This is a genomic window from Amycolatopsis sp. EV170708-02-1, from assembly GCF_022479115.1.
Lineage (GTDB): Bacteria > Actinomycetota > Actinomycetes > Mycobacteriales > Pseudonocardiaceae > Amycolatopsis.
Genome location: NZ_CP092497.1, coordinates 4,831,581 through 4,851,791 on the forward strand (window position 1 = coordinate 4,831,581; position 20,211 = coordinate 4,851,791).

Genomic DNA, 20,211 nt, shown 5'->3' on the forward strand with positions numbered 1-20,211 from the left:
CCGGACCGGACGTTGAAGTCACGTCTCCTCCTTCTCGCACGCACCGCCGGAGCGGTGGCGCTGGGAGCTCCATTGTGGTTCCGGTCACCGTAGGAACAAGTCGGGCCAGGGGCGAGTGCCAGTTACGATGTGGGAAAGGGGTCCAGATCACCCTCGGGACGAGGGGCGCACGGCCAAGGCCAGCAGTTCCGCCGCCGGGCCGGTGAGACGCCGTCCCTCCGGCCAGACCGCGCGCAACACCCGTCCGAAGTCGACACCCTGCACCGCGACGGGCACGAGCTCGTGGTCCGCGACGTCCAAGGCGCTGATCACCGCGGGGCCCGCGCCCGCGATCACGGCGCTGCGGACGGCGGACGCGGAACCCAGTTCCAGCAACGGTTTCACCGGCCCCACGCCTGCCTCGCGCAACGCGGCGCCGACGGTCTCCCTGGTTCCGGAGCCGTGTTCCCGCACCACGAGCGGCGTGGCAGCCAGCTCCGCCGGGGTGAGCGGACGGCGTTCGCGTGCCCACGGGTGGGTGCCGGCGACCACGACCACGAGATGGTCCACGGCGACCTTTCGCGACGTGAGCCCGGCGAAAGGGCCGAGCGATTCGACGAAACCGATGTCGATCGTGTCCTCACGGGCCAGTTCGGCGACCCGATCCGAATTCGTGACCTCGAGGCCGAGGCGGAGGCCGGGGTGCGCGCGGTTGAGCTCGCCGATCCAGCGCGGCACCAGGTGCTCGGCCAGCGTCATGCTCGCCGCGATCCGGAGCCCGGTCTCGTGCCGGGTCCGCAGGGCTTCGGCGCCGTCGAGCAGTCCGTCGAGTTCGGCGAGGACACGCCGTGCCCGGCCCGCGATCACCCGGCCGTCCGGGGTGAGCGCGGAACCGCGACGGGTGCGGTCCACCAGCACCAGCCCCAGCTTCCGTTCCACAAAGGACAATCGCTTGCCCGCCGACGGCCGGGTCATCCCGAGGGTGGCCGCGGCCTGGCCGATGCTGCCCAGTTCGCCGACCAGGACGAGCAGGCGCAAGGAGTCCAGCTCCGGCGCTGTCATAGCCAAAGTGCATGACCTACCCGCCGTTCTCCCGGCTACCGACGCCGTCCATTCCGGACGACGCTCATCGGTATGAGCACCACGTCTGCGCGGCGAACGAAGCCGCACCTCACCGGTCTGGCCGTCACCGCCCTCGGTGTGGCCGTCGCGTACCTGCTGAGCACAGCCGTTCCGGTACTGAGCGCGCTCACCCTCGCGGTCGTGCTCGGGGTGCTCGCCGGCTCGCTGCCGGTGCTCTCGGACGGCACCCGGCAAGCGATCGCGAAGGTGACGAAGAAGCTCCTGCGCGCCGGTGTCGTCCTTCTCGGTCTGCAACTCGCGCTCCCTTCGGTGCTTTCCCTCGGCCCCGGCACGCTGCTCGCCGTGGTGCTGACGGTCGGCCTCACATTCCTCGGCACTATCGGGCTCGGCAGGCTGATCGGTGTTCCGCGCGGGCTCGCGATGCTGGTCGCGACCGGTTTCTCGATCTGTGGCGCGTCGGCGATCGCGGCGATGGAAGGGGTCGTCGAACGTGAGGACTCCGACGTCGCGACCGCGGTCGCCCTGGTGACCTTCTACGGCGGCCTGGCGATCGCGGCGGTCCCGCTCATCGGCGGCTGGCTGGGGATAGACGCGCTGCGGATCGGCGGCTGGGCCGGGTTGGGCGTGCACGAGGTCGCCCAGGTCGTCGCGGCCGCCACCCCGGCCGGGACCGCCGCCGTCGCGGTCGCCGTGGTGGTGAAGCTGAGCCGGGTCGTCCTGCTGGCGCCGATGGTCGCCGCGGTCAGCGTGCACGAACGACGGCGCCGTCCGTCCGCCGCGGGGAAGCGTGCCCCGCTGGTCCCGTTGTTCGTCCTCGGCTTCCTGGCGATGGTGGTGGTGCGGAGCACCGGGATCCTGCCCGGCGTGGCGCTCGACGTCGCCAAAGTGGTCTGCACGCTGCTGCTGGCGGGAGCGCTCTTCGGGCTGGGCTGCGCGGTCCGGATCGGCACCCTGGTCCGCACCGGTGGCCGGGCGCTGCTGCTCGGCCTGCTCTCCACGCTGCTCGTCGGCACCATCGCCTACGTCACCCTCGCCCTGCTCGGCTAGCTCGCGTTCCGTGAAGGCCTCCTTGAGGGACTCTGGGTCCCTCAAGGAGGCCTTCACGGAACGTCCAGGGCTTGGACGGCGGTCAGCAGCGCGAGCGTCTCGATGTCGGACGCCGAGCAGCCGCGCGAGAGGTCGTTGAGCGGCGCCGCGAGGCCCTGGAGGATCGGGCCGAGCGCGACGGCTCCCCCTAGCCGTTCGGCGATCTTGTAGCCGATGTTGCCCGCGTCCAGGTTCGGGAACACGAGGACGTTCGCGCGGCCGGCGACCGCGGAACCGGGCGCCTTGGCCGCCGCGATCGACGCCACCAACGCGGCGTCGAACTGCAGCTCGCCGTCCACGGGAAGACCGGGTTCCCGCTGCCGCACCAGCGAAGTCGCCTCGCGGACGACGGCCACCCGCTGATGGTCGGCGCTCCCCTGCGTGCTGAACGACAGCATCGCGACGACGGGGTCCTCGCCGGTCAGGCCACGGTGGGTCGCCGCGGCGGCAAGGGCGATGTCCGCCAGCTGCGCGGCACCCGGCTCGGGCACCACCGCGCAGTCCGAGAAGGTCAGCCGTCGCCCGTCCGGGAGCAGCAACAAGAAGCAACTGCTCAAAGTGGACACACCCGGGGCGAGGCCCACGACCCGCAGCCCCGCCCGTAGGACGTCGGCGGTCGGCCGGGTCGCCCCGGCGACGCAGGCGTCCACGTTGCCCGCTCGCAGGGCGGCGGCCGCCACGAACACCGGATCACGCCGAGCGTCGGCGAGCCTTTCCGGATGACGGGCGAATCCCGCCGCCAGCGCGGCCTCGGTCCGGTCGTCGGCGAGTGCGTCCGCGACGTCCACGATCAAGTCTTCCGTGGCGCCCGCCGCGCGCAGGCGCGCCCCGTCGCCGAAGAGCAACGGCCGCACGACCCCTTCGCCCCGGAGCGCCAGCGCGGCTTGGACGGCGCGCTCGTCGTCCCCGTCCGGCAAGGCGACGCGGAGGTTCCGGCCGCACAGTGCCTTTCGCCATCTGTCGAGCGTCGCGTCCGGCGTGACCTCGGTGGTCAGGCTCATCGAAGTACCTCCGCGTACGAAGCGGGGGCCGCCGGAAGACGGCGACCCCCACCGGGTGAAAAGGGCTGATTCAGGGCTGGACGGCCTTCTCGACGTCGTTGAGCATCGCGTCGACGCCGTGGAGCAGCTCGGTGAGCACCTCGCGATCGGCGACCAGCGGCGGGGAGATCATCAGCATCGTCGCGCCGCGATCGTCGCCGCGGAGGATGACGCCCGTGCGCCGGAACGCCTCCGGGAGCACCTCGCGAAGCACCTTCAGCGACTCCGCCTCGGTCAGCTCCCGGCCACTGTCACGGTCGGCCATCAGCTCGATCGCGTAGAAGAACCCGGTGCCGCGGACGTCCTTGACGCAGCGGTGCGCGGACTTGAGGGAGTTCAGCGCGGCGAACAGTTCCGGCCCCTCGGCGAGCACGTTGCCGAGCACGTTCTCGTCCCGCATCGCGGTGAGGTTCGCGACCGCGACGGCGGTGGCGACGGGATGCCCGCCCCAGGTGGCGCCGTGGGTGAAGACGCCGCCCTTCGGGGAGTCGTACAGCTCGGTGACCAGCTTCTCGCGCACGATCACCCCGCCGAGCGGCGCGTACCCCGACGTCGACCCCTTGGCGAAGGTGATCAGATCCGGCACGACGCCGGTGAGCCCGTGCCCGAACCAGTGCCCGAGCCTGCCGAACGAGCAGATGACCTCGTCCGAGACGAGCAGGATGCCGTACTTGTCGCACAGTGCGCGCAAAGCGGGCCAGTATCCCTTCGGCGGGACCAGTGCGCCGCGGCCGTTCTGCACCGGCTCGGCGAACAGCGCCGCGATGGTCTCCGGCCCTTCTTCGAGGATGACCCGCTCGATCGCCGCGACACAGTCCAATTCGGACGCCGGCCCGCAGTCTCCCAGCAGTCCCAACGTGTTCGGCACGTGCCGAACGCCGGGCATGAGCGGACCGAAGGGCTCCTTGATCTTCGCGAGCCCGGTCACCGAGAGGGCGCCGATGGTGGTGCCGTGGTAGGCCATGTCCCGGCTGATGATCTTCGTCCGCTCGGGGTTGCCCTGGCTGCGGTGATACTGCCGGGCGAACTTCAGCGCGGTTTCGACCGCCTCCGAGCCGGAGTTGACGAAGAACGTCGTCCCGAGGTCGCCCGGCGCCAGTTCGGCCAGCAGCGTGGCGGCTTCGATCGCGGGCGTGTGCGCCGAACCCCAGTTGCTCGCGTAGGCCAGGGTGCCGACCTGGTCGGCCGCGGCCGCGGCGATGTCGGCCCGTCCGTGGCCCATGTTGACGCAGAAGAGCCCGGCGAGCCCGTCGAGATGACGGCGTCCTTCGGTGTCGATCAGGTAGCTTCCCTCGCCGCGTACGAACACCGGGAAATCCGAGGCCCAGGTGTCCTTGCGGGTGAAGTGCGGGCCGAGATGCCGTCGAGCCTGCGCTCGCAGCTGGGTGACGTCCACCGGAGACCTCCTTCGAGACACGAGTCTGTGCTTTGACTTTCGCAACCCGGCTGGCACCGGCCCAGCACCAGAGCGGCGGCGTTCGATGGGTCCAGTTGGCTGCCAGGGACTCTCGCCTCGAGGGTTCACGCCGGCTTCCCTTCACCCCGGGACGCGTGGTCCTCGCGGGCAGGGGGTCGAAGGCGTCGCGAAAGCGGCTTTCGCGACGTCAGATGTCCCGAAAGTGGCTTTCGCGACGCTCGGTGCTGCCAGAGAACACCCGGTCCGTGAAGGCCTCCTTGCCGACTACATGAAGGCCCCCTTCCTTGCGCTGGACGCAAGGAAGGGGGCCTTCATGTAGTGCAAACGGGCAGGGCGGCGGTGCGCGGCGGGTCGGGGTGGTCGTACCGAGACCTCCCCGCCGCACCGTCCCGTAGGCGACCTACACGTAGTCCTTGTACTTCTCCAGGAAACGCACCGGCTTGGACAGCGCGTCGCGGCGGAACGGGTCACCCAGCTCGCGGGTGCACATGATCTCGACGACGGTGGTCTTGCCCTCGTTCATCTGCGCCTCGACGGCACGTTGCAACGCGGGGCCGACCTCGTCGAGTTTCTCCACGACGATGCCTTCCGCGCCCATGGCCTTGGCGATCCCCGCGAAGCTCTCGCTCTCCAGCTCGCCCGCGACGAACCGGCGGTTGTAGAAGTCGACCTGGTTCTTCTTCTCCGCGCCCCACTGCCGGTTGTGGAACACCACGGCGGTGACCGGGATGTCGTGGCGGACCGCGGTCATGATCTCGCCCATGCTCATCCCCCACGCGCCGTCGCCGGCGTAGGAGATCGCGGGCCGGTCGGGCGCCGCGGCCTTGGCGCCGATGATGGTCGGCAGCGCGTACCCGCAGTTGCCGAAACTCATCGGCGCGAAGAAGCTGCGTGGCTCCTCGAACCGCAGATAGCTGTTCGCGACCGAGTTGATGTTGCCGATGTCGGTCGACACCATCACCCGCGGCGGCATGGCCTTCTCCAGCTCCCGCAACACTTCCCGCGGGTGCAGCCAGTTGCCCTCCTCGCCCTCCTGTTCGGCGATCATGTCGAGGCTGAACGGGTCGGTCTCGTGGGTCCAGGCGTCGAGCTCGGCCTCCCACGCGTCCTTCTCCGCCTTGATCTTCGCCGCGCGAGCGTCCTTTGTAGAGTCACAGGCGAGCGCGCGGTCCGCGAGCCGCTTGGTCAGCGCGACCGCCGCGTCCTTGGCGTCACCGCAGATGCCGACGGTGATCTTCTTGACCAGGCCGAGCATCTTGTGGTCCGCGTCGATCTGGATGATCTTCGCGTCCTTGGGCCAGTAGTCCATGCCGTGCTGCGGCAGGGTGCCGAACGGGCCGAGCCGCGAGCCGAGCGCGATCACGACGTCCGCCTGCGAGATGAGCTTCATCGCGGCCTTGGAACCCTGGTACCCCAGCGGCCCGCACCACTGCGGGTGGCTCGCCGGGAACGAGTCGTTGTGCAGGTAGCTGTTCACCACCGGCGCACCGAGGCGTTCCGCGAGCGCCTTGCACTCCTCGACGCCGTCGGCCATCACCACGCCGCCACCGGAGATGATCACCGGGAACTCCGCCGTGGCCAGCAGCGCGGCGGCCTCGTCGAGGCTCCGCTCGCCGCCGGGGCCGCGGTCGAGGCGGGCGGGTTCGGGGATCTCGGCCTCGATCTCGCCGTAGAAGAAGTCGCGCGGGATGTTGAGCTGCGTCGGGCCGAGTTCCGAGTGGGCCCGGTCGAAGCAGCGGCCGGTGTACTCGGCCATCCGCTTCGGGTTGTTGACGTGCCCCTGGTACTTGGTGAACTCCTGGAACATCGGCAGCTGGTTGGCCTCCTGGAAGCCGCCGAGCCCGGTGCCCATGGTGCCCGCCTCCGGCGTCACGATCACGACCGGGCTGTGCGCCCAGTACGCGGCCGCGATCGCGGTCACGCAGTTGCTGATGCCGGGCCGTTCTGCCCGATGACGACGCCGTGCCTGCCGCTCACCCGGGCGTAGCCGTCGGCCATATGCCCGGCGCCCTGTTCGTGCACGACCGGTACCAGCCGGATGCCCGCCGGCGCGAAGATGTCCATCGCGTCCATGAACGCCGACCCCATGATGCCGAAGATGTCGGTGACGCCGTTCGCCACGAGCGTCTCGACGAAGGCCTCGGACGGGGTCATCTTCTTCCGGCCGCTGACGACCGCGCGGCCGTCACCCGTCTTCCGTTCCGTCATGTTCCGCTCCTTCGACAGGCGAGATTTACAAAAATCGATACGTGGCGTTCCTGAAATCAGGATGCGGTCGACGATAGGTCCGCCGACGCCCAGCGTCAACGTCGGATTCTGAAAATCGAGACGCCCTGTGCTACTTTTCGAAACATGGAGCTGCTTCGCGAACCCGATCCGATCAACGGGGACACGCCGACCATGCGGCTGTTCTCCCTGCTCGAGCTGATCGCCGCCAAGGATCAGCTGGTCTCCCTGCAGGGCCTCGTCGAGGAGACCGGCCTGCCGAAACCGACCCTGCACCGCATGCTGCAGCAGCTGGAAGGGGCGGGCCTGCTGATCCGGCAGGCCGACGGGCGCCACTACGGCACCGGCCACCGGCTGCGCCGGCTCGCGGAGAACCTGCTCCTCAACGCGACCCACCACGGCGCCCGGCACGCCGTCCTGAGCCACCTCGTCGACGAACTCGGCGAGAGCTGCAACGTGACCACCTTGTCGGGCAACGAAATCGTGTACCTCGACCGGGTCGAGACCCCGGAACCGCTGCGGTTCTACCTCCGGCCCGGCTCCCGGGTGCCGATCCACTGTTCGGCCAGCGGCAAGATGGTCCTCGCGCAGATGAGCCCGTCGCAGCGGCGGAAACTGCTCGCGCACGCGCCGCTCAAGCGGTACACGGACAAGACCCTCACCGACCTCGACGCGCTCGAGGCCGAGTTCACCCGCATCCGCCGGGACAGGTTCGCGCTCGACGACGAGGAGTTCCTCCCCGGTCTGGTGTGCGTCGCGGTCCTCGTGCCTGGGCGCGCCAACCTCTGCGTCGCCGTGCAGGCGCCCGTCATGCGGCTGACGCCGGACAAGGCGCTGCAGACGCTCCCAGCACTGCAGCGCGCGGCCGAGGCGATCAGCCGCGTCGACGCCGAGGGCGGGTCCGAACCGGAAAGTGTTCCGTCGTAAGGAGTTCTCATGATCCCCGAGCTACGGCTCCCGGTGCGTGACGTCTTCGGCATCGATGCTGATCTCGTCGTCGGCGCGTTCCGCGAACGCACCGAGCACGTCCCCGAGATCGACGAGGCGTACCGTTTCAACCCGGACGTGACGCTGGCGCTCCTGGCCGGCTTCACCCACGACCGCCGTGTGCTGGTGCAGGGGCTGCACGGCACCGGGAAGTCGACCCATATCGAACAGGTCGCCGCCCGGCTCAACTGGCCGTGCGTGCGGGTCAACCTGGACGGTCACCTCAACCGCCTCGACCTCGTCGGCCGCGACGCGGTGGTGCTGCGCGAGGGCAAGCAGGTCACCGAGTTCCAGGAGGGCATCCTCCCGTGGGCCTTGCAGCGGCCGGTCGCGCTGGTGCTCGACGAGTACGACGCGGGCCGACCCGACGTGATGTTCGTGCTCCAGCGGGTCCTCGAACGCGACGGCAAGTTCACCCTCACCGACCAGAACCGGGTGCTGCGGCCGCATCCGTCCTTCCGGCTGTTCGCCACCGCCAACACGGTCGGGCTCGGCAACCTCAACGGGCTCTACCACGGCGCGCAGCGGCTGAACCACGCGCAGATCGACCGCTGGAACATCGTGGCGTCGCTGAACTACCTGCCCGCCGCCGAGGAGATCGCGATCGTGCGGGCCAGGGTCCCCGGTGTTTCCGAATCGCTGGCGGCGTCCCTGGTCGCGGTGGCCGCCTTGACCCGCAAGGGTTTCCAGGCCGGTGATCTGTCCACTTTGATGTCCCCGCGCACGGTGATCACCTGGGCGGAGAACATCGGGATCTTCGGTGATCCGGCGACGGCCTTCCGGCTGTCCTTCGTGAACAAATGCGACGAAGCCGAGCGCGACCTGGTGGCGGAATACTTCCAGCGCTGCTTCGACGACGAGCTCCAGCTCCTCTCGGCATGACCGCCGGGCAGGCGGAAACCCGGCGCCGCAACCAGGTCGAGGAGCTGTGCGCCGCCGCGGTCCGGGCGCTCAGCGGCGACCCGGCACTGCATTTCCGGGCACGGCGGCTGCATCGGGGACGCGAACCGCTGCCCCTGCACGCGCCGCATCTGCGCCAGTCCGCCGACGACGATCTGCGGTCCGCACGCGGGATCGCGGACGGGATGGCGCTGCGCCTCACCGCCTCGGACGCCGCGCTGCACCGCGGCCTGAGCCCGCGTGATCCGGCCGAGCGCGGGATTTTCGAACTGCTGGAACAATTCCGCGTCGAGTCGCTCCCTCCCGCGGATCTACCGGGGATGCGGCGGAACCTGCGCCTTCGCCACGTCCGCTGGTCACTGGAGTTCCACCGATCCGGCCTGACCGAGACCGCCCGCGGGCTGCTGCTGTACACGGTGGCCCAGATCTGCCGCTCGCGGATCACCGGCGAGCCCGTGGTCGAGGAGACCGAGGACCTGATCGAGGCGACCCGGTTCGCCTTGGCGCCGTCTCTCGGCCACGACCTCGCCGGCTTGCGGCGGCACCGGACGGATCAGAAGGCGTTCGCCGAACACGCGCTGGCGATCGCCCGGACGACCAGCGGGCTGCTGGCCGGAACCGCGCGAGAAGCCGAAGACGAAGGCGATCCCACCGACCCTCGCTTCAGCCTCGCGATCCACTTCGACACGAGCCATGGCGAGCAGATCCCCTCGGCCACCGCCGGAACCAGCCGGACGTTGGGCGAATCCGGTGCGGCGTACCGGGTTTTCACCACCGCGTACGACCGCGAGCGACGCGCGTCGGACCTGGTGCGCCCCGCGATGCTGGCCGAACTCCGCGAGCGGCTCGACCGGCGTGTCGGCAGGCAGGGCGTCGGGCCGGGACGGCTGGCACGCGACCTCAAGGCGGTGCTCGCCGAACCGGCACGCGACGGCTGGGACGGCGCACAGGAGGAAGGCCTGCTCGACGGCCGGACCCTGGCTCAGCTGATCAGTTCACCCACCGAGCGACGGATCTTCCGCACCGAGCGGATCGAACCCGTGGCGGACACGCTCGTGACCTTCCTGATCGACTGCTCGGGCTCGATGACGGCGCACGCGGAACCCGTCGCCGCGCTGGTCGACCTCTTCGCGCGCTCGATCGAACTCGCCGGGGCGACCTGCGAAGTGCTCGGGTTCACCACCGGCGGCTGGAACGGGGGCAGGCCAAGGCGGGACTGGATCCGGGCCGGACGGCCCCGGCATCCCGGCAGGCTCAACGAACGGCTCCACCTCGTGTTCAAGGCCGCCGGAACACCATGGCGCCGGGCGCGCCCGGATCTCGCCGCACTGCTGAAAGCCGATCTGTTCCGGGAAGGGATCGACGGCGAGGCGGTGGCCTGGGCCTGCTCCCGGATGCGCGCGCGAACGGAGGCGCGCCGGATCCTGCTCGTCCTCTCCGACGGCAGCCCCATGGACAGCGCGACGAGCCTGGCGAACGATCCGCACTACCTGGACGAACATCTGCGGGAAACGGTGCTGCGGGAGGAAAGCACCGTCGAGATCCGTGGGGTCGGTGTCGGCCTCGACCTCAGCCCCTTCTACCGCCGCTCGCGAGTGCTCGACACCTCGGTCACATCCGGGTACGCGCCGTTCCGGGATGTTCTCGAACTGCTCGCCCGGAGGTGAACGCCGCGGGTGACTCAGCGGCCGTAGCCACCCTCTTCGCCGCTGTTCCCGCCGAACTCGGCGCGCTGGCCCTGGTCGCCGCCGTACTCGTTGCCTTGGCCGCCGCCGAACTCGGCGCGCTGCTCTTGGCCGCCGCCGTACTCGTTGCCTTGGCCGCCGCCGTATTCATTCCCTGCCTGGCCGCCGGGCGCGTCGTTACCGAAACCGCCACCCTGCTGTTGCTCTTCGTTCTGCTGCCCGCCACCGGACTCACCGAGGTAGTCCTTCGCCTTGTCGGCGGCCGAGTCGATCTTGTCCGAGTGCTCACCGAAACGGGATTTCGCGAAATCGGCGGCCTTGTCGACGTGCTCCCCGCTGACCTTGTCCTTCATACCTTCGAAGTCGATACCCATGAGAACTCCTCACATCTTCGGATATCCGGAGTTCACCGAACTCCGGCACGTACCTCCATCAAAGTGCATTCGCGTCGCGGGGCAACTCGGGGGCGCCGGGTGGGTGAGTCCCGCGGCGACACGGCATGATTTCCTTAGTCCAGGTAAGGAAAAAAGGCTGGACCACCGCACTGACGACGGCTGCGGTCGCTCACTCGGGTGGACTTACCGATCTTTTCACCGGCACGGGAGAGCACATGACGACAACGGACTTCCAGGTCGACGCGATTTCACCACACTTCGGCCAAGGAAAACAGACGATGCCTGCCCTCGCCAGGAGTTGGCGCTTTTAGCCCTTTCGTGTTCGTATCCCTGGCGTCAGCCAATGCGGAGACAGCCAAAGGGAGTTCGAACTTCATGCGCAGGACAATTGCCCGGACGGTAACGGGCGTGGCGATCGTGGCGGGCCTCGTGGCCGCGTGCGGCTCCGAAGGCGAAAACGGTGCGGCTGGGTCTTCTGGCACGAATGGAACCGCTTCAAGCGCGGCGGCCGCGTCGTCGTCCGGCGCCGGAGCCCCGGCCTCCTCGGGAGCGGGCACCGGCGACGCGGGCCAGGCCGGCGGCGAGGCGGCCCAGAAAGTGACCGCCGCGATCCAGCAGGCGCTTCAGCAGTCACCGATCACCTTCACCACCGAAAGTGCGGAGCTGTCCGAAAAGAGCAAAGCGGCCCTCGGCGAGATCGCCAAGGCCATGCAGGGCAACGACGTCAAGATCACCGTCGCCACGCACGCGGGCTACCCCGACGCGGAAAAGTCCAAGGCCCTTTCCGAAAAGCGCGCGGAAGCCATCGCCGCCGCGCTCGAAGGGGCGGGCGTGGCCAAGGACCGCGTCAAGACCGAGGCGACCGGCAACGAAAAGGCCCAGGGCGACAAGGCGTTGGACACGCAGATCACCGTCGCCCAGTGACCTTCGAGGGAAGCGCGGGTGGCGGGGACGACTCGTCCACCCGCGCGCCCCGCCGTCGCCATTACCTGATCGGCCCGAGCGGCTTTCCCAATTTCGGCGACGAACTGATCGCGGCCACCTGGCTGCGCTATCTGGCGCGGACCGAGCCGGAGGCCGACGTCTGGCTCGACACCCACTCGCCGGGGCCCGCGCAACTGCTGTTGAACGATCTGCACCCGCGCCTTCGCTGCACGGACACCCTTTGGCGGCTGTGCGGCGAGGCGCCGTCGGACGATCCGTGGGAAGTGGCGAACTGGGTGCAGTCGGCGGTGAACGACCCGGGGCTCGCGCCCCGCTGGGACGCGGGCATCGACCTGCTCGGCCGGACCGACGTGCTGCACCTGATCGGCGGCGGCTACCTCAACGCGCTGTGGCCGCGGCATATCGGGCTGCTCGCGGGCGCCGCGGCCGCCGCCCGGCGGTCGGGTGCCCGTACGGCCATGACCGGGCAGGGACTGACCCCGTTCCCGCCCGGTGCCACCGATCTCCTCCGGTCGCTCGCCGACCGTTTCGACGTCGTCGACGTCCGCGACGATCCGTCGGCCGAACTGCTCACCGGCGTCGTCCGCACATGCGACGACGTCTTCCTGGGACCACCCGAGCGGAGACCCGCCGCGCAAGCGCGCGAATTCGTCCTGTGCGTCCAATCCGACATCGGCGCCTTCGAGCCGTCCGTGCTGGCCGCCCAGGTGCTGGGTTTGTTGCGGGCTTGGGAAGTCCACCCGGAGCAGGTCGCCGTCGTCGAAGGGATCCCCCGCGTCGACCGCGCCGTCCCGGCGCTGCTGGAACACGAACTCGCCGGTGCCGAGTTCCACCCGTTCCGCGACATCTGGCGCCACGGCCTGCCGCTGGCGGCCGGGCAGACCTGGATCTCCAGCCGCTATCACCTGCATCTCGTCGCCGCGGCGGCCGGCGCGACCGGCCTGGCCATGAGCGTGTCACGCGGGTACTACACGACCAAGCACCGCAGCCTGATCGACCTCGGCTCGGGTTGGACGCCGTTCGACGCCGAGGAAGGCGGAACCCCGGACCGGCCGTCCGGTTCCGGGTTCCCGCCCCACGTCCTCAGGCGGTGCCGCGACCTGAAACGTTCGGTCGCGACGGCCGTGTACGGGACCCCGGTGGCCGAGGAGGCGCGCCCCGCGACGCGACGCCTCGCCCTGCGCTCGTGGCGAACCCGGTCGAGCTAGCCGTATCTCGCGTGCTTGAAGCCGTAACTCGCGTGATTGGAGGCGTATCTCGCGCGGTGCGAGAGTTACGCCTTCAGGCACGCGAGTTACGCCTCCAAGCACGCATGATCCGTCTCTGATCACGCGCTGAGCGAGGGAACCGCCTCGGCGTCCGGGGCATCTTCGGCCGAGTGCGCCACCGGTGTCCGCGCCACGTCCGGTTTCATCAGGCTCCAGGCGACGACTACGGCCAGGTTCACCCCGAGCGACACCAGTCCCGCGTTGAACCCGCCGAATGTCGCGCCGGTGACGTACAGGGCGATCGCGGTGAGCACCCCGGCGACCATCCCGGCGGCGACCGCGGCCGTCCGCACCCGGCGCACGAAGAGGATCGCGAGCCAGCCGGGGACGACCTGGGCCAGCAGGTTGTAGGTCAGGTTCAGGATCGTGAGCATCAACGTCGACGCGACGAGGGTCAGGACCGCCGCCAGCACCAGGAAACTCGCCACCGCGACCACCGTCCACCGCCGTTGCGCCGCGGCCGGGACGTTCGGCGCGAGGTTGCGGCAGACCATGCCGCCGATGGTGAGCGCGGTCGCGGCGAGCACCAGCACACCGGAGAGCGCGGCGCCGGCGGCGACGAGGCCCAGCAGCCAGTCGGGCAGCAAGCCCTTGGCGGTCACCATGAACACGGTGTTCGGGTTGTCCAGGTCCGGATGCGCGCGCACGCCGTAGTACGCGGCGAGCACCAGGAACGGGTAGATCAGCATGTACATCGGCATCCACACGGTCGAGCTCTTCACCGCGCGTTCGGAACGGGCCGGGAACACGTACGCGCCACCGAAGCCGAGGTAGAACACGATGCTCTGGAAGAGGATCGTGGTCATCGCGAACGTGAGTTCCGAACCGCCCATGGTGGTCTGCGCCGCGCTGAGCACCTCGGGTCCGCTGACCTTCGCGGTGCCGCCGGCGGCGATCACCACGGCCACCCCGACGAGCACGACGCCGAGCAGCATGAACAGATCCTTGAGGATCGAGACGAACGCGGGCGACCGCACACCGGAGACCGCGATGTAGATGAACGCCACGATGCCCGCCAGCACCACGCTCTGCACCGGGTCCAGCCGCAGCCCCAGATTGCTCAGCACGACCTGGAGACCGATGAACTGGTACTGCCCCCACGGGACCAGCGCGATCAGCATCGTCACACAGGTGATCAGCTCCAGCCGCCTGCTGCCGAAATGCCGTCCGAACACGTCGGGCACGGTCATCGCGTCGTACCGTTTCGCCGCCCGCCAGACCAGCGGGGCCAGGAAATAGCCCAGCGAGTACGCGAGCAGGATGTAGCCGAGGAACCAGATCCCGTAGCTCGCGCCGTGCGCGTAGATCCCGCTGGGGAACCCGATCATCGTCCCGATGCTGTACACCTCGCCGACCGCGAGGAAGTACACCAGCCAGGCCGGGAAGGACCGGCCGCCGACGAGGAATTCCGAGATCCCGCCACCGCGCGTGGACCGTCCGGCCCACACCGCGAGCCCGATCGAGCCCGCCATCACCACCGCCACGATCGCGATCAGCATCAGTCGTCCTCCGGGTAGTGGGCGCGGTCGAAGAAACGCCAGCTGATCCACAGGCACAGCGTGGTCAGCGGGCAGCAGCAGAACACCCAGAAGAACAGCACCGGGATGCCCAGCACCGAGGCCGTCGATCCGGACAGCACCAGAATTCCCGCCAGCAGGGCGAAAGCGGGAACGAAAAGTCCTATGAGGACACTCGGCCAGCTGCGGATCATCGTCGTGCTCCCGTCGTCTCACGCCGCCAGACGACCTCGCCGCCGCTGACGGTGGCGTTCACGGTCAGCTCGCGGATCCGGTCGGGGTCGACCGCGGTCGGATCGCCGGACAGCACCGCGAGATCGGCGAGCTTCCCGACCTCCAGGCTGCCCTTGACGTCTTCCTCGCCCGCGAGGTACGCGGCGTCGATCGTGTAACCACGCAACGCGGCGTCGACGTCCACGGCCTGTTCGGGACCGAGTACCTTGCCCTGCCTGGTGATCCGGCGTACCGCGCACCAGATCCCCTCCAGCGGCGGCACCGGGGTCACCGGGGTGTCCGAATGCAGTCCGAAATGGATTCCGCGTGAGCGGGCCGAAACCAGCGGGCTGATCCGGCGTGCCCGTTCGGGCCCGAGGAAGACGTCGCGATGCCGGTCTCCCCAGTAGTAGACGTGCTTGATGAAGAAGGACGCGAGGACGTCGTGGGCGGCCATCCGGTCCAGCTGGTCTTCGCGCACCGTCTGGCAGTGCTCGATCCGGTGGCGCCTGCCGGTGCCCCGCGGCGAGCCCAGCCGGGAGTAGCCGTCGATGATCGCGTCGATCGCCGCGTCGCCGTTGCCGTGCACGGCGACCTGCCAGCCCGCCGCGTCGAGCGCGGCGATCCGGCGGCCGAGATCGGCGGGTTCGAGCAGCATCATGCCGTGCTCGTCCGGATCGCAGGTATAGCCCTCCGCGAGGCATCCGGTCTTGCCCTGGATGGAGCCGTCCGCGACGATCTTCACCCCCGTCATCGCGAACTTGTCGTCCACGCGGGATTCCGGTGGCTCCGGCTCGCCCTCGTCGAGTCCGGGGAGGAGACCGTCGAACAGGTAGCCGCGCACGCGGACACGGAGTTTTCCGGCGCGCCTCAGCAGCGCGTACGCCTCCAGTTCCGCCGCTCCGCCGATGAGCCCGATACCGGTGTCGTGCACGGAGGTCACGCCGTTGGCGAGGTACTCCTCATCCGCCAGAAGAAGGGCTTCGGCCAGTTCACCCGCGCTCTGCCCGGGCAGCCGCGACGTGACGAGGAAGGCCGCCGTCTCGACGAGCACCCCGGTCGGCTCCCCACGGGCGTCGCGCACGATGAGCCCGCCGGGCGGGTTCGGCGTTTCGGCGGTGATCCCGACTTCGCGCAGGGCGAGCGAGTTCGCGGTGCAGAAATGGCCGGAAACATGGGTCAGCACCACGGGATTGCGGCCGGAGACGGGATCCAGATCCGCGCGCGTCGGGTGACGGCCGTCCGCGAGCAGCGTGTCGTCGTACCGGAAACCGCGGATCCACTCCCCCGGTCCGAGCTCCTTGGCCGCCTGGGCGACCCGTCCCACGATGTCGGCGATGGTGTCGTTGGGCGGGCTCCCGGCGTCGACCGGCGCGGCCAGCGTCATCCCGAAGAACGCCGGATGGTTGTGGGATTCGACGAAACCGGGGATCACCGTGCGCTCGGCCAGGTCGAGCACGGTCGTCTCCGGGCCGATCAGCCGGGAGATCTCCCGTTCGGAACCCAGCGCGGTGATCCGCCCGCCGCTCGCGGCCAGCGCGCGCACCCGTCTCCCCGCCGCGTCGAGGGTGAGGACGGTGCCACCGAGCGCGACGAAATCGGCTGCACGCTGGGGATCTTCTCGAAGGAATTCCACACAGGCCTCCCGGGCTCACGAGGGATCCCCAGAGAGTGCGGCACGTCTGGCCGCCTGAACAGGTCCAGAACGCTCCGGCGCGGTGGTACCAGTCGGGACGGCTCAGCCGCCGAGCAGGTCGCGACAGGCCTGTCCGAGCAGCCGGATACCGGGGTCGATGTCGCGCAAGGGGACGGCCGCGAAACCGATCCGGAAGTGGTTCTTCGGCGGGTCGTCCCCGACGAAGAAGATGTCACCGGGCTCGATCAGGACGCCGTCGCGCTCGGCCCGCTCGATCAGCGCCCGGCAGTCCAGTTCGGACGGCCCGGTCATCCAGAGGCTGACCCCGCCCGGCGGGTACGCCGTCTGCGTCCACGGCAGGTGTTCGGTGACCGCGGCACAGGGCGCTTCCCATTTCCGCATCAGTTTCGTGCGGTACCGCCGCAGGGAACGGTGGTACTCGCCGCTGTCGATGAGCAACGCCAGCGCCCGCTGGAGATGGCCGGGCGGATGCCGCAGCACGTACCGCCGGATCTCCCGCAGCTCCCGCACCAGTTCGCGCGGCCCGACCAGATATCCCAGCCGCAGCCCGGGTGAGAGGAACTTGGAGAAGGTGCCGAGGTAGATCGCGTCACCGGTGCCGTCGAGCGCCTTCAGCGCCGGCGTGGGGCTGCCGTGGTACCGGAATTCGCTGTCGTAGTCGTCCTCGACGAGCACCGTTCCCGCGCTCGCGGCGAGGCCGAGCAGCCGTCGGCGGCGGCCGATGCTCAACGTCGCGTTCGTCGGGTGATGGTGGCTCGGGGTGAGATACAGCAGGTCGACGCCGTCGAGGGTGTCCGGCGGGCGCAGGCCGCTCTGATCGACGTCGACGCCGCGCAGCCCGGCGCCGGTGCGCAGGAAGATGTGCCGGGCGTCGAGGTATCCCGGGTTCTCCATCGCCACGACGCTGTCCGGCCCCAGCAACGCGCGGCCGAGCAGGTCGAGGCCTTGCTGCGAGCCGACGGTGATCAGCACCTCGGCCGGGTCGGCCTCGATCCCCCGTGCGGTGAGCAGCTGACGGCAGATCAGGTCGACCAGCATCGGGTCGTCGGAGCCGACGCTGTCCTGCAGGCTCGGGAACACGTGCGGCCGGTACAGCGCGTCGCGCAGGCAGCGGGTCCACGACCGCGCTGGGAAGGCGGTGACGTCCACCTGACCGGCGAGGAACGGGTACGGATAGGTGTGCCAGTCCGGGCGTTTCTCGATATGCGGCACCCCGGCGTCGGGATACCGGCGCACCCGCGCGCTCCAGTCGATGGCCGGGCTGGTGCCGCGCTCCTGCACCGCGCAGTGCGGCCGCATCTCCGCGTTGATGAACAGCCCGCTGCGCTCCCGGCTCTCCACGAACCCTTCGGCGACCAGCTCCTGGTACGCGAGGTTGATGGTGTTGCGGGAAACGCTCAGTTCGGCGGCCAGCTCACGCGAGCTCGGCAACCGGTGCGCCGGGTCGAACGTGCCGATCGCGATGCCGTGCTCGATGGCGCGCCGCACCTGCCGGTAGAGCGGCTCGGCGGACGTCCGGTCGATTTCGATCAACGTTCGCGGCAACGGCACCTCCCTTTCGGCGACGGACCGGGATCTGAACCTAGCTCCAGATCCCGGCCCGCACCACCTAGCCGAGCACGTCGTCGAGGGCGACCGAGGCGATTCCGAGTGCCTCGCCGACCGGCGCGGACGTCAGCCTGCCGTCGACGGTGCTGACCCCGCCGCGCAGCTCTGGGCACCGCGCGACGGCGCCGGACAGACCGTGGTTCGCCAGCTCCAGCGCGTAGGGCAGCGTGACGTTCGTCAGCGCGTACGTCGAGGTGTGCGGGACGGCGCCGGGCATGTTGGCGACGCAGTAGAACACCGAGTTGTGCACCCCGAACGTCGGCTCGGCGTGCGTCGTCGGCCGCGTGTCCTCGAAGCAGCCACCCTGGTCGACGGAGATGTCGACGAGCACGCTGCCCGGCTTCATCCGGGACACGAGTTCGTTCGACACCAGGCTCGGCGCCTTGGCACCGGGCACGAGCACCGCGCCGATCACGAGGTCGGCTTCGAGTACGGCTTCTTCGATCGAGTACGCGTTGGCCGCGGCGGTGCGGATCCGGCCCTGGTACATCCGGTCGGCGGCACGGAGCTTGTCGACGTTCTTGTCGAACAGGACGACGTCGGCCCAAGTCCCGGCCGCGCCGGCGACCGCGTTCATCCCCGCGACACCTGCACCGAGTACGACCACCCTCGCCGGGGCCACGCCGGAGACGCCACCGATGAGCACCCCACGTCCGCCGTTGGCGCGCATGAGCGTCTGCGCGCCGACCTGCGGGGCCAGCCGCCCGGCGACCTCACTCATCGGGAACAGCAGGGGCAGCGAACCGTTCGGCAGCTGCACCGTCTCGTACGCCACCGACGTCGTGCCCGCGTCCAGCAGCGCCCGCGTGCACGGCTCGCTCGCGGCGAGGTGCAGGTACGTGAACAGCAGCTGATCGCGGCGCAGCCGGTGGTACTCCTCGGCGATCGGCTCCTTGACCTTGAGCACGAGGTCTCCGGTCGCCCAGACGTCGTCGGCGCTGTCGAGCACCTTCGCGCCCGCGGCGGCGTAGTCCTCGTCACGCACGGAGGACCCTTCTCCCGCTCCGCGCTCGACGAACACCTCGTGCCCGGCCGAAGTGAATTCGTGCACGCCCGCGGGCGTCACCGCGACCCGGTACTCGTGGTTCTTGACCTCACGAGGGACACCGATCTTCATCTCACGCTCCCGTCTGTTCCAAAGGCAGTGACGCTGAGCGTGCGGCACGGCTGGAACGGCCAGAAGTGCCAGAACCCGCGCGTTCGACGGGTCCAGTTCGCGAGGCAGCGGTGCGTGACGGCCTCGGTCAGGCGTGTCGCGAAAGCCACTTTCGCGACGTCTGATGTCCCGAAAGTGGCTTTCGCGACGCGTCCCCCTGACGCAGGCGAGCAGAGCGCGGGGCGAAGGGGACTTTCCCTACGTCCGACGCGACGAAAGCCACCTTCACAACACCCGCCATCGTTGACGGCACCGCTCATAGCGCCGGGCTATGACGTCTTCGCCGACCGGCGGCTACCGCCACTCCGGGACCGGATCCACAATGGACTCGTGGGAACCCTGGCCATGACCTCGCTCGCGGCGGCGGCCGGGGTCGTCGCCCAGCGCCTTTCCGGGATGGGGCTTTCCCTGCTGTGCGTGCCGTTCCTGGCACTGGCCCTTGGCCCGCTCGACGCCGTCCGGCTCACCCTGCTGCTCGGCTTCCCGGTCTATCTCGCGGTCGCGATCACCCATTGGCGGGCGATCAGATGGGCGCAGGTCGCGTGGCTTGCGGTGCCCGCGGTGGTGTTCACCCCGGTCGTCGCGTTCGTGGTGCGCGGTGTTCCTGCGCGCCCGCTGCTGCTCGCCGCGGGTGGCTGTTGCGTCCTCGCGGTCGGCATCCTGGCGAGCGGCGTCACCAGCAGGCGGCTGGCGGGCAGGACGGGCGCCGTCGGCGCGGGTGTGCTGAGCGCGGCGATGAACTCCGTCGCCGGGCTTTCCGGTCCCGCCGTGGCGGTGTACGGGGCGAGCGCGGGCTGGGGCGCGGACGAGACCCGCGGAACGCTGTCGATCTACTTCTTCCTGCTCGGCCTGGTCGCGCTGCCCAGTCTCGGCTGGGTGGAGGTGCCGGTGAGCGTGCTCCTCGCGGTGGCGGGCGCGGCCATCGCCGGTGATCTGCTGGGACGGGCGCTGAGCCGCCGGGTCGGCGAACGGTCCGTCCGCTGGTCCGTTCTGGTGCTCTCGGCGGCGGGTGGCGCGCTGACACTGGCGCATGCGGCCTGACCGCCGGT

General features: G+C 69.8%; 18 protein-coding genes. 7 read left to right on the forward strand and 11 right to left on the reverse strand.

Features of this window, described 5'->3' with window-relative positions; translation table 11 throughout:
• Positions 1-147 precede the first annotated feature (147 nt).
• Positions 148-1,041, reverse strand: a complete 894-nt coding sequence (locus MJQ72_RS22030) for a LysR substrate-binding domain-containing protein (protein WP_240592866.1) — start codon at positions 1,039-1,041, stop codon at positions 148-150.
• Positions 1,042-1,113: 72 nt separating this feature from the next.
• On the opposite strand from MJQ72_RS22030, the gene MJQ72_RS22035 reads away from it, so the two are divergent.
• On the forward strand, positions 1,114-2,109 hold the full coding sequence (locus tag MJQ72_RS22035) for a YeiH family protein (protein WP_240592867.1): 996 nt from the start codon (positions 1,114-1,116) through the stop codon (positions 2,107-2,109).
• 53 nt (positions 2,110-2,162) lie between these two features.
• Here the strand turns inward: MJQ72_RS22035 and MJQ72_RS22040 are convergent, their stop codons facing one another.
• The 4 genes from MJQ72_RS22040 to MJQ72_RS22055 all read right to left on the reverse strand — a co-directional run bounded on the left by MJQ72_RS22040 (position 2,163) and on the right by MJQ72_RS22055 (position 6,813).
• Positions 2,163-3,149 carry a phosphotransacetylase gene (locus MJQ72_RS22040; protein ID WP_240592868.1) on the reverse strand — a complete coding sequence of 329 codons (987 nt, stop codon included), beginning with the start codon at positions 3,147-3,149 and terminating at the stop codon, positions 2,163-2,165.
• Between the two features lie 70 nt (positions 3,150-3,219).
• The gene (locus MJQ72_RS22045; protein WP_240592869.1) at positions 3,220-4,584 is read right to left on the reverse strand and encodes an aspartate aminotransferase family protein; all 1,365 of its coding nucleotides are present in this window, start codon (positions 4,582-4,584) and stop codon (positions 3,220-3,222) included.
• Between the two features lie 421 nt (positions 4,585-5,005).
• A complete protein-coding gene (xsc, locus tag MJQ72_RS22050; protein ID WP_240592870.1) occupies positions 5,006-6,526 on the reverse strand; it encodes a sulfoacetaldehyde acetyltransferase in 1,521 nt (506 codons plus the stop codon).
• Positions 6,523-6,813, reverse strand: coding sequence for a thiamine pyrophosphate-binding protein (locus MJQ72_RS22055; protein ID WP_240592871.1), 291 nt, complete (start codon positions 6,811-6,813; stop codon positions 6,523-6,525). The genes xsc and MJQ72_RS22055 overlap by 4 nt, the downstream gene beginning before the upstream one ends.
• A 144-nt stretch (positions 6,814-6,957) precedes the next feature.
• On the opposite strand from MJQ72_RS22055, the gene MJQ72_RS22060 reads away from it, so the two are divergent.
• From MJQ72_RS22060 to MJQ72_RS22070, 3 genes are read left to right on the forward strand one after another with little or no spacing between them, the layout of a single operon-like run.
• On the forward strand, positions 6,958-7,758 hold the full coding sequence (locus MJQ72_RS22060; protein ID WP_240592872.1) for an IclR family transcriptional regulator: 801 nt from the start codon (positions 6,958-6,960) through the stop codon (positions 7,756-7,758).
• 9 nt (positions 7,759-7,767) lie between these two features.
• Entirely contained in the window at positions 7,768-8,700 is a 933-nt protein-coding gene (locus MJQ72_RS22065; protein ID WP_240592873.1) for an AAA family ATPase, read from the forward strand.
• Positions 8,697-10,385, forward strand: coding sequence for a cobaltochelatase CobT-related protein (locus MJQ72_RS22070; protein WP_240592874.1), 1,689 nt, complete (start codon positions 8,697-8,699; stop codon positions 10,383-10,385). The genes MJQ72_RS22065 and MJQ72_RS22070 overlap by 4 nt, the downstream gene beginning before the upstream one ends.
• A gap of 14 nt (positions 10,386-10,399) precedes the next feature.
• Here the strand turns inward: MJQ72_RS22070 and MJQ72_RS44840 are convergent, their stop codons facing one another.
• Positions 10,400-10,777: an antitoxin gene (locus MJQ72_RS44840; protein ID WP_315860735.1), complete on the reverse strand. Its 378-nt coding sequence runs from the start codon at positions 10,775-10,777 to the stop codon at positions 10,400-10,402.
• A 429-nt stretch (positions 10,778-11,206) separates the two neighbouring features.
• On the opposite strand from MJQ72_RS44840, the gene MJQ72_RS22080 reads away from it, so the two are divergent.
• Together MJQ72_RS22080 and MJQ72_RS22085 are read left to right on the forward strand one after the other, a co-directional pair.
• Positions 11,207-11,722: an OmpA family protein gene (locus MJQ72_RS22080; protein WP_240592875.1), complete on the forward strand. Its 516-nt coding sequence runs from the start codon at positions 11,207-11,209 to the stop codon at positions 11,720-11,722.
• Entirely contained in the window at positions 11,719-12,951 is a 1,233-nt protein-coding gene (locus MJQ72_RS22085; RefSeq protein WP_240592876.1) for a polysaccharide pyruvyl transferase family protein, read from the forward strand. Before MJQ72_RS22080 ends, MJQ72_RS22085 begins: the two co-directional genes overlap by 4 nt.
• 119 nt (positions 12,952-13,070) lie before the next feature.
• On the opposite strand, the gene MJQ72_RS22090 is transcribed toward MJQ72_RS22085, so the two are convergent.
• The 5 genes from MJQ72_RS22090 to ald all read right to left on the reverse strand — a co-directional run bounded on the left by MJQ72_RS22090 (position 13,071) and on the right by ald (position 19,123).
• Complete coding sequence (locus tag MJQ72_RS22090) at positions 13,071-14,510, reverse strand: sodium:solute symporter (RefSeq protein ID WP_240592877.1); 1,440 nt, start codon at positions 14,508-14,510, stop codon at positions 13,071-13,073.
• Positions 14,510-14,722: a DUF3311 domain-containing protein gene (locus MJQ72_RS22095; RefSeq protein WP_240592878.1), complete on the reverse strand. Its 213-nt coding sequence runs from the start codon at positions 14,720-14,722 to the stop codon at positions 14,510-14,512. Before MJQ72_RS22095 ends, MJQ72_RS22090 begins: the two co-directional genes overlap by 1 nt.
• Entirely contained in the window at positions 14,719-16,377 is a 1,659-nt protein-coding gene (locus tag MJQ72_RS22100) for an amidohydrolase (protein ID WP_240592879.1), read from the reverse strand. The genes MJQ72_RS22095 and MJQ72_RS22100 overlap by 4 nt, the downstream gene beginning before the upstream one ends.
• A 102-nt stretch (positions 16,378-16,479) precedes the next feature.
• The gene (locus tag MJQ72_RS22105) at positions 16,480-17,943 is read right to left on the reverse strand and encodes a PLP-dependent aminotransferase family protein (RefSeq protein WP_240592880.1); all 1,464 of its coding nucleotides are present in this window, start codon (positions 17,941-17,943) and stop codon (positions 16,480-16,482) included.
• A 64-nt stretch (positions 17,944-18,007) separates the two neighbouring features.
• Complete coding sequence (gene ald, locus MJQ72_RS22110) at positions 18,008-19,123, reverse strand: alanine dehydrogenase (protein ID WP_240592881.1); 1,116 nt, start codon at positions 19,121-19,123, stop codon at positions 18,008-18,010.
• 369 nt (positions 19,124-19,492) lie between these two features.
• Between ald and MJQ72_RS22115 the strand changes: the two genes are divergently transcribed.
• The gene (locus MJQ72_RS22115) at positions 19,493-20,203 is read left to right on the forward strand and encodes a sulfite exporter TauE/SafE family protein (RefSeq protein WP_240592882.1); all 711 of its coding nucleotides are present in this window, start codon (positions 19,493-19,495) and stop codon (positions 20,201-20,203) included.
• The last annotated feature ends 8 nt before the right edge of the window (positions 20,204-20,211 follow it).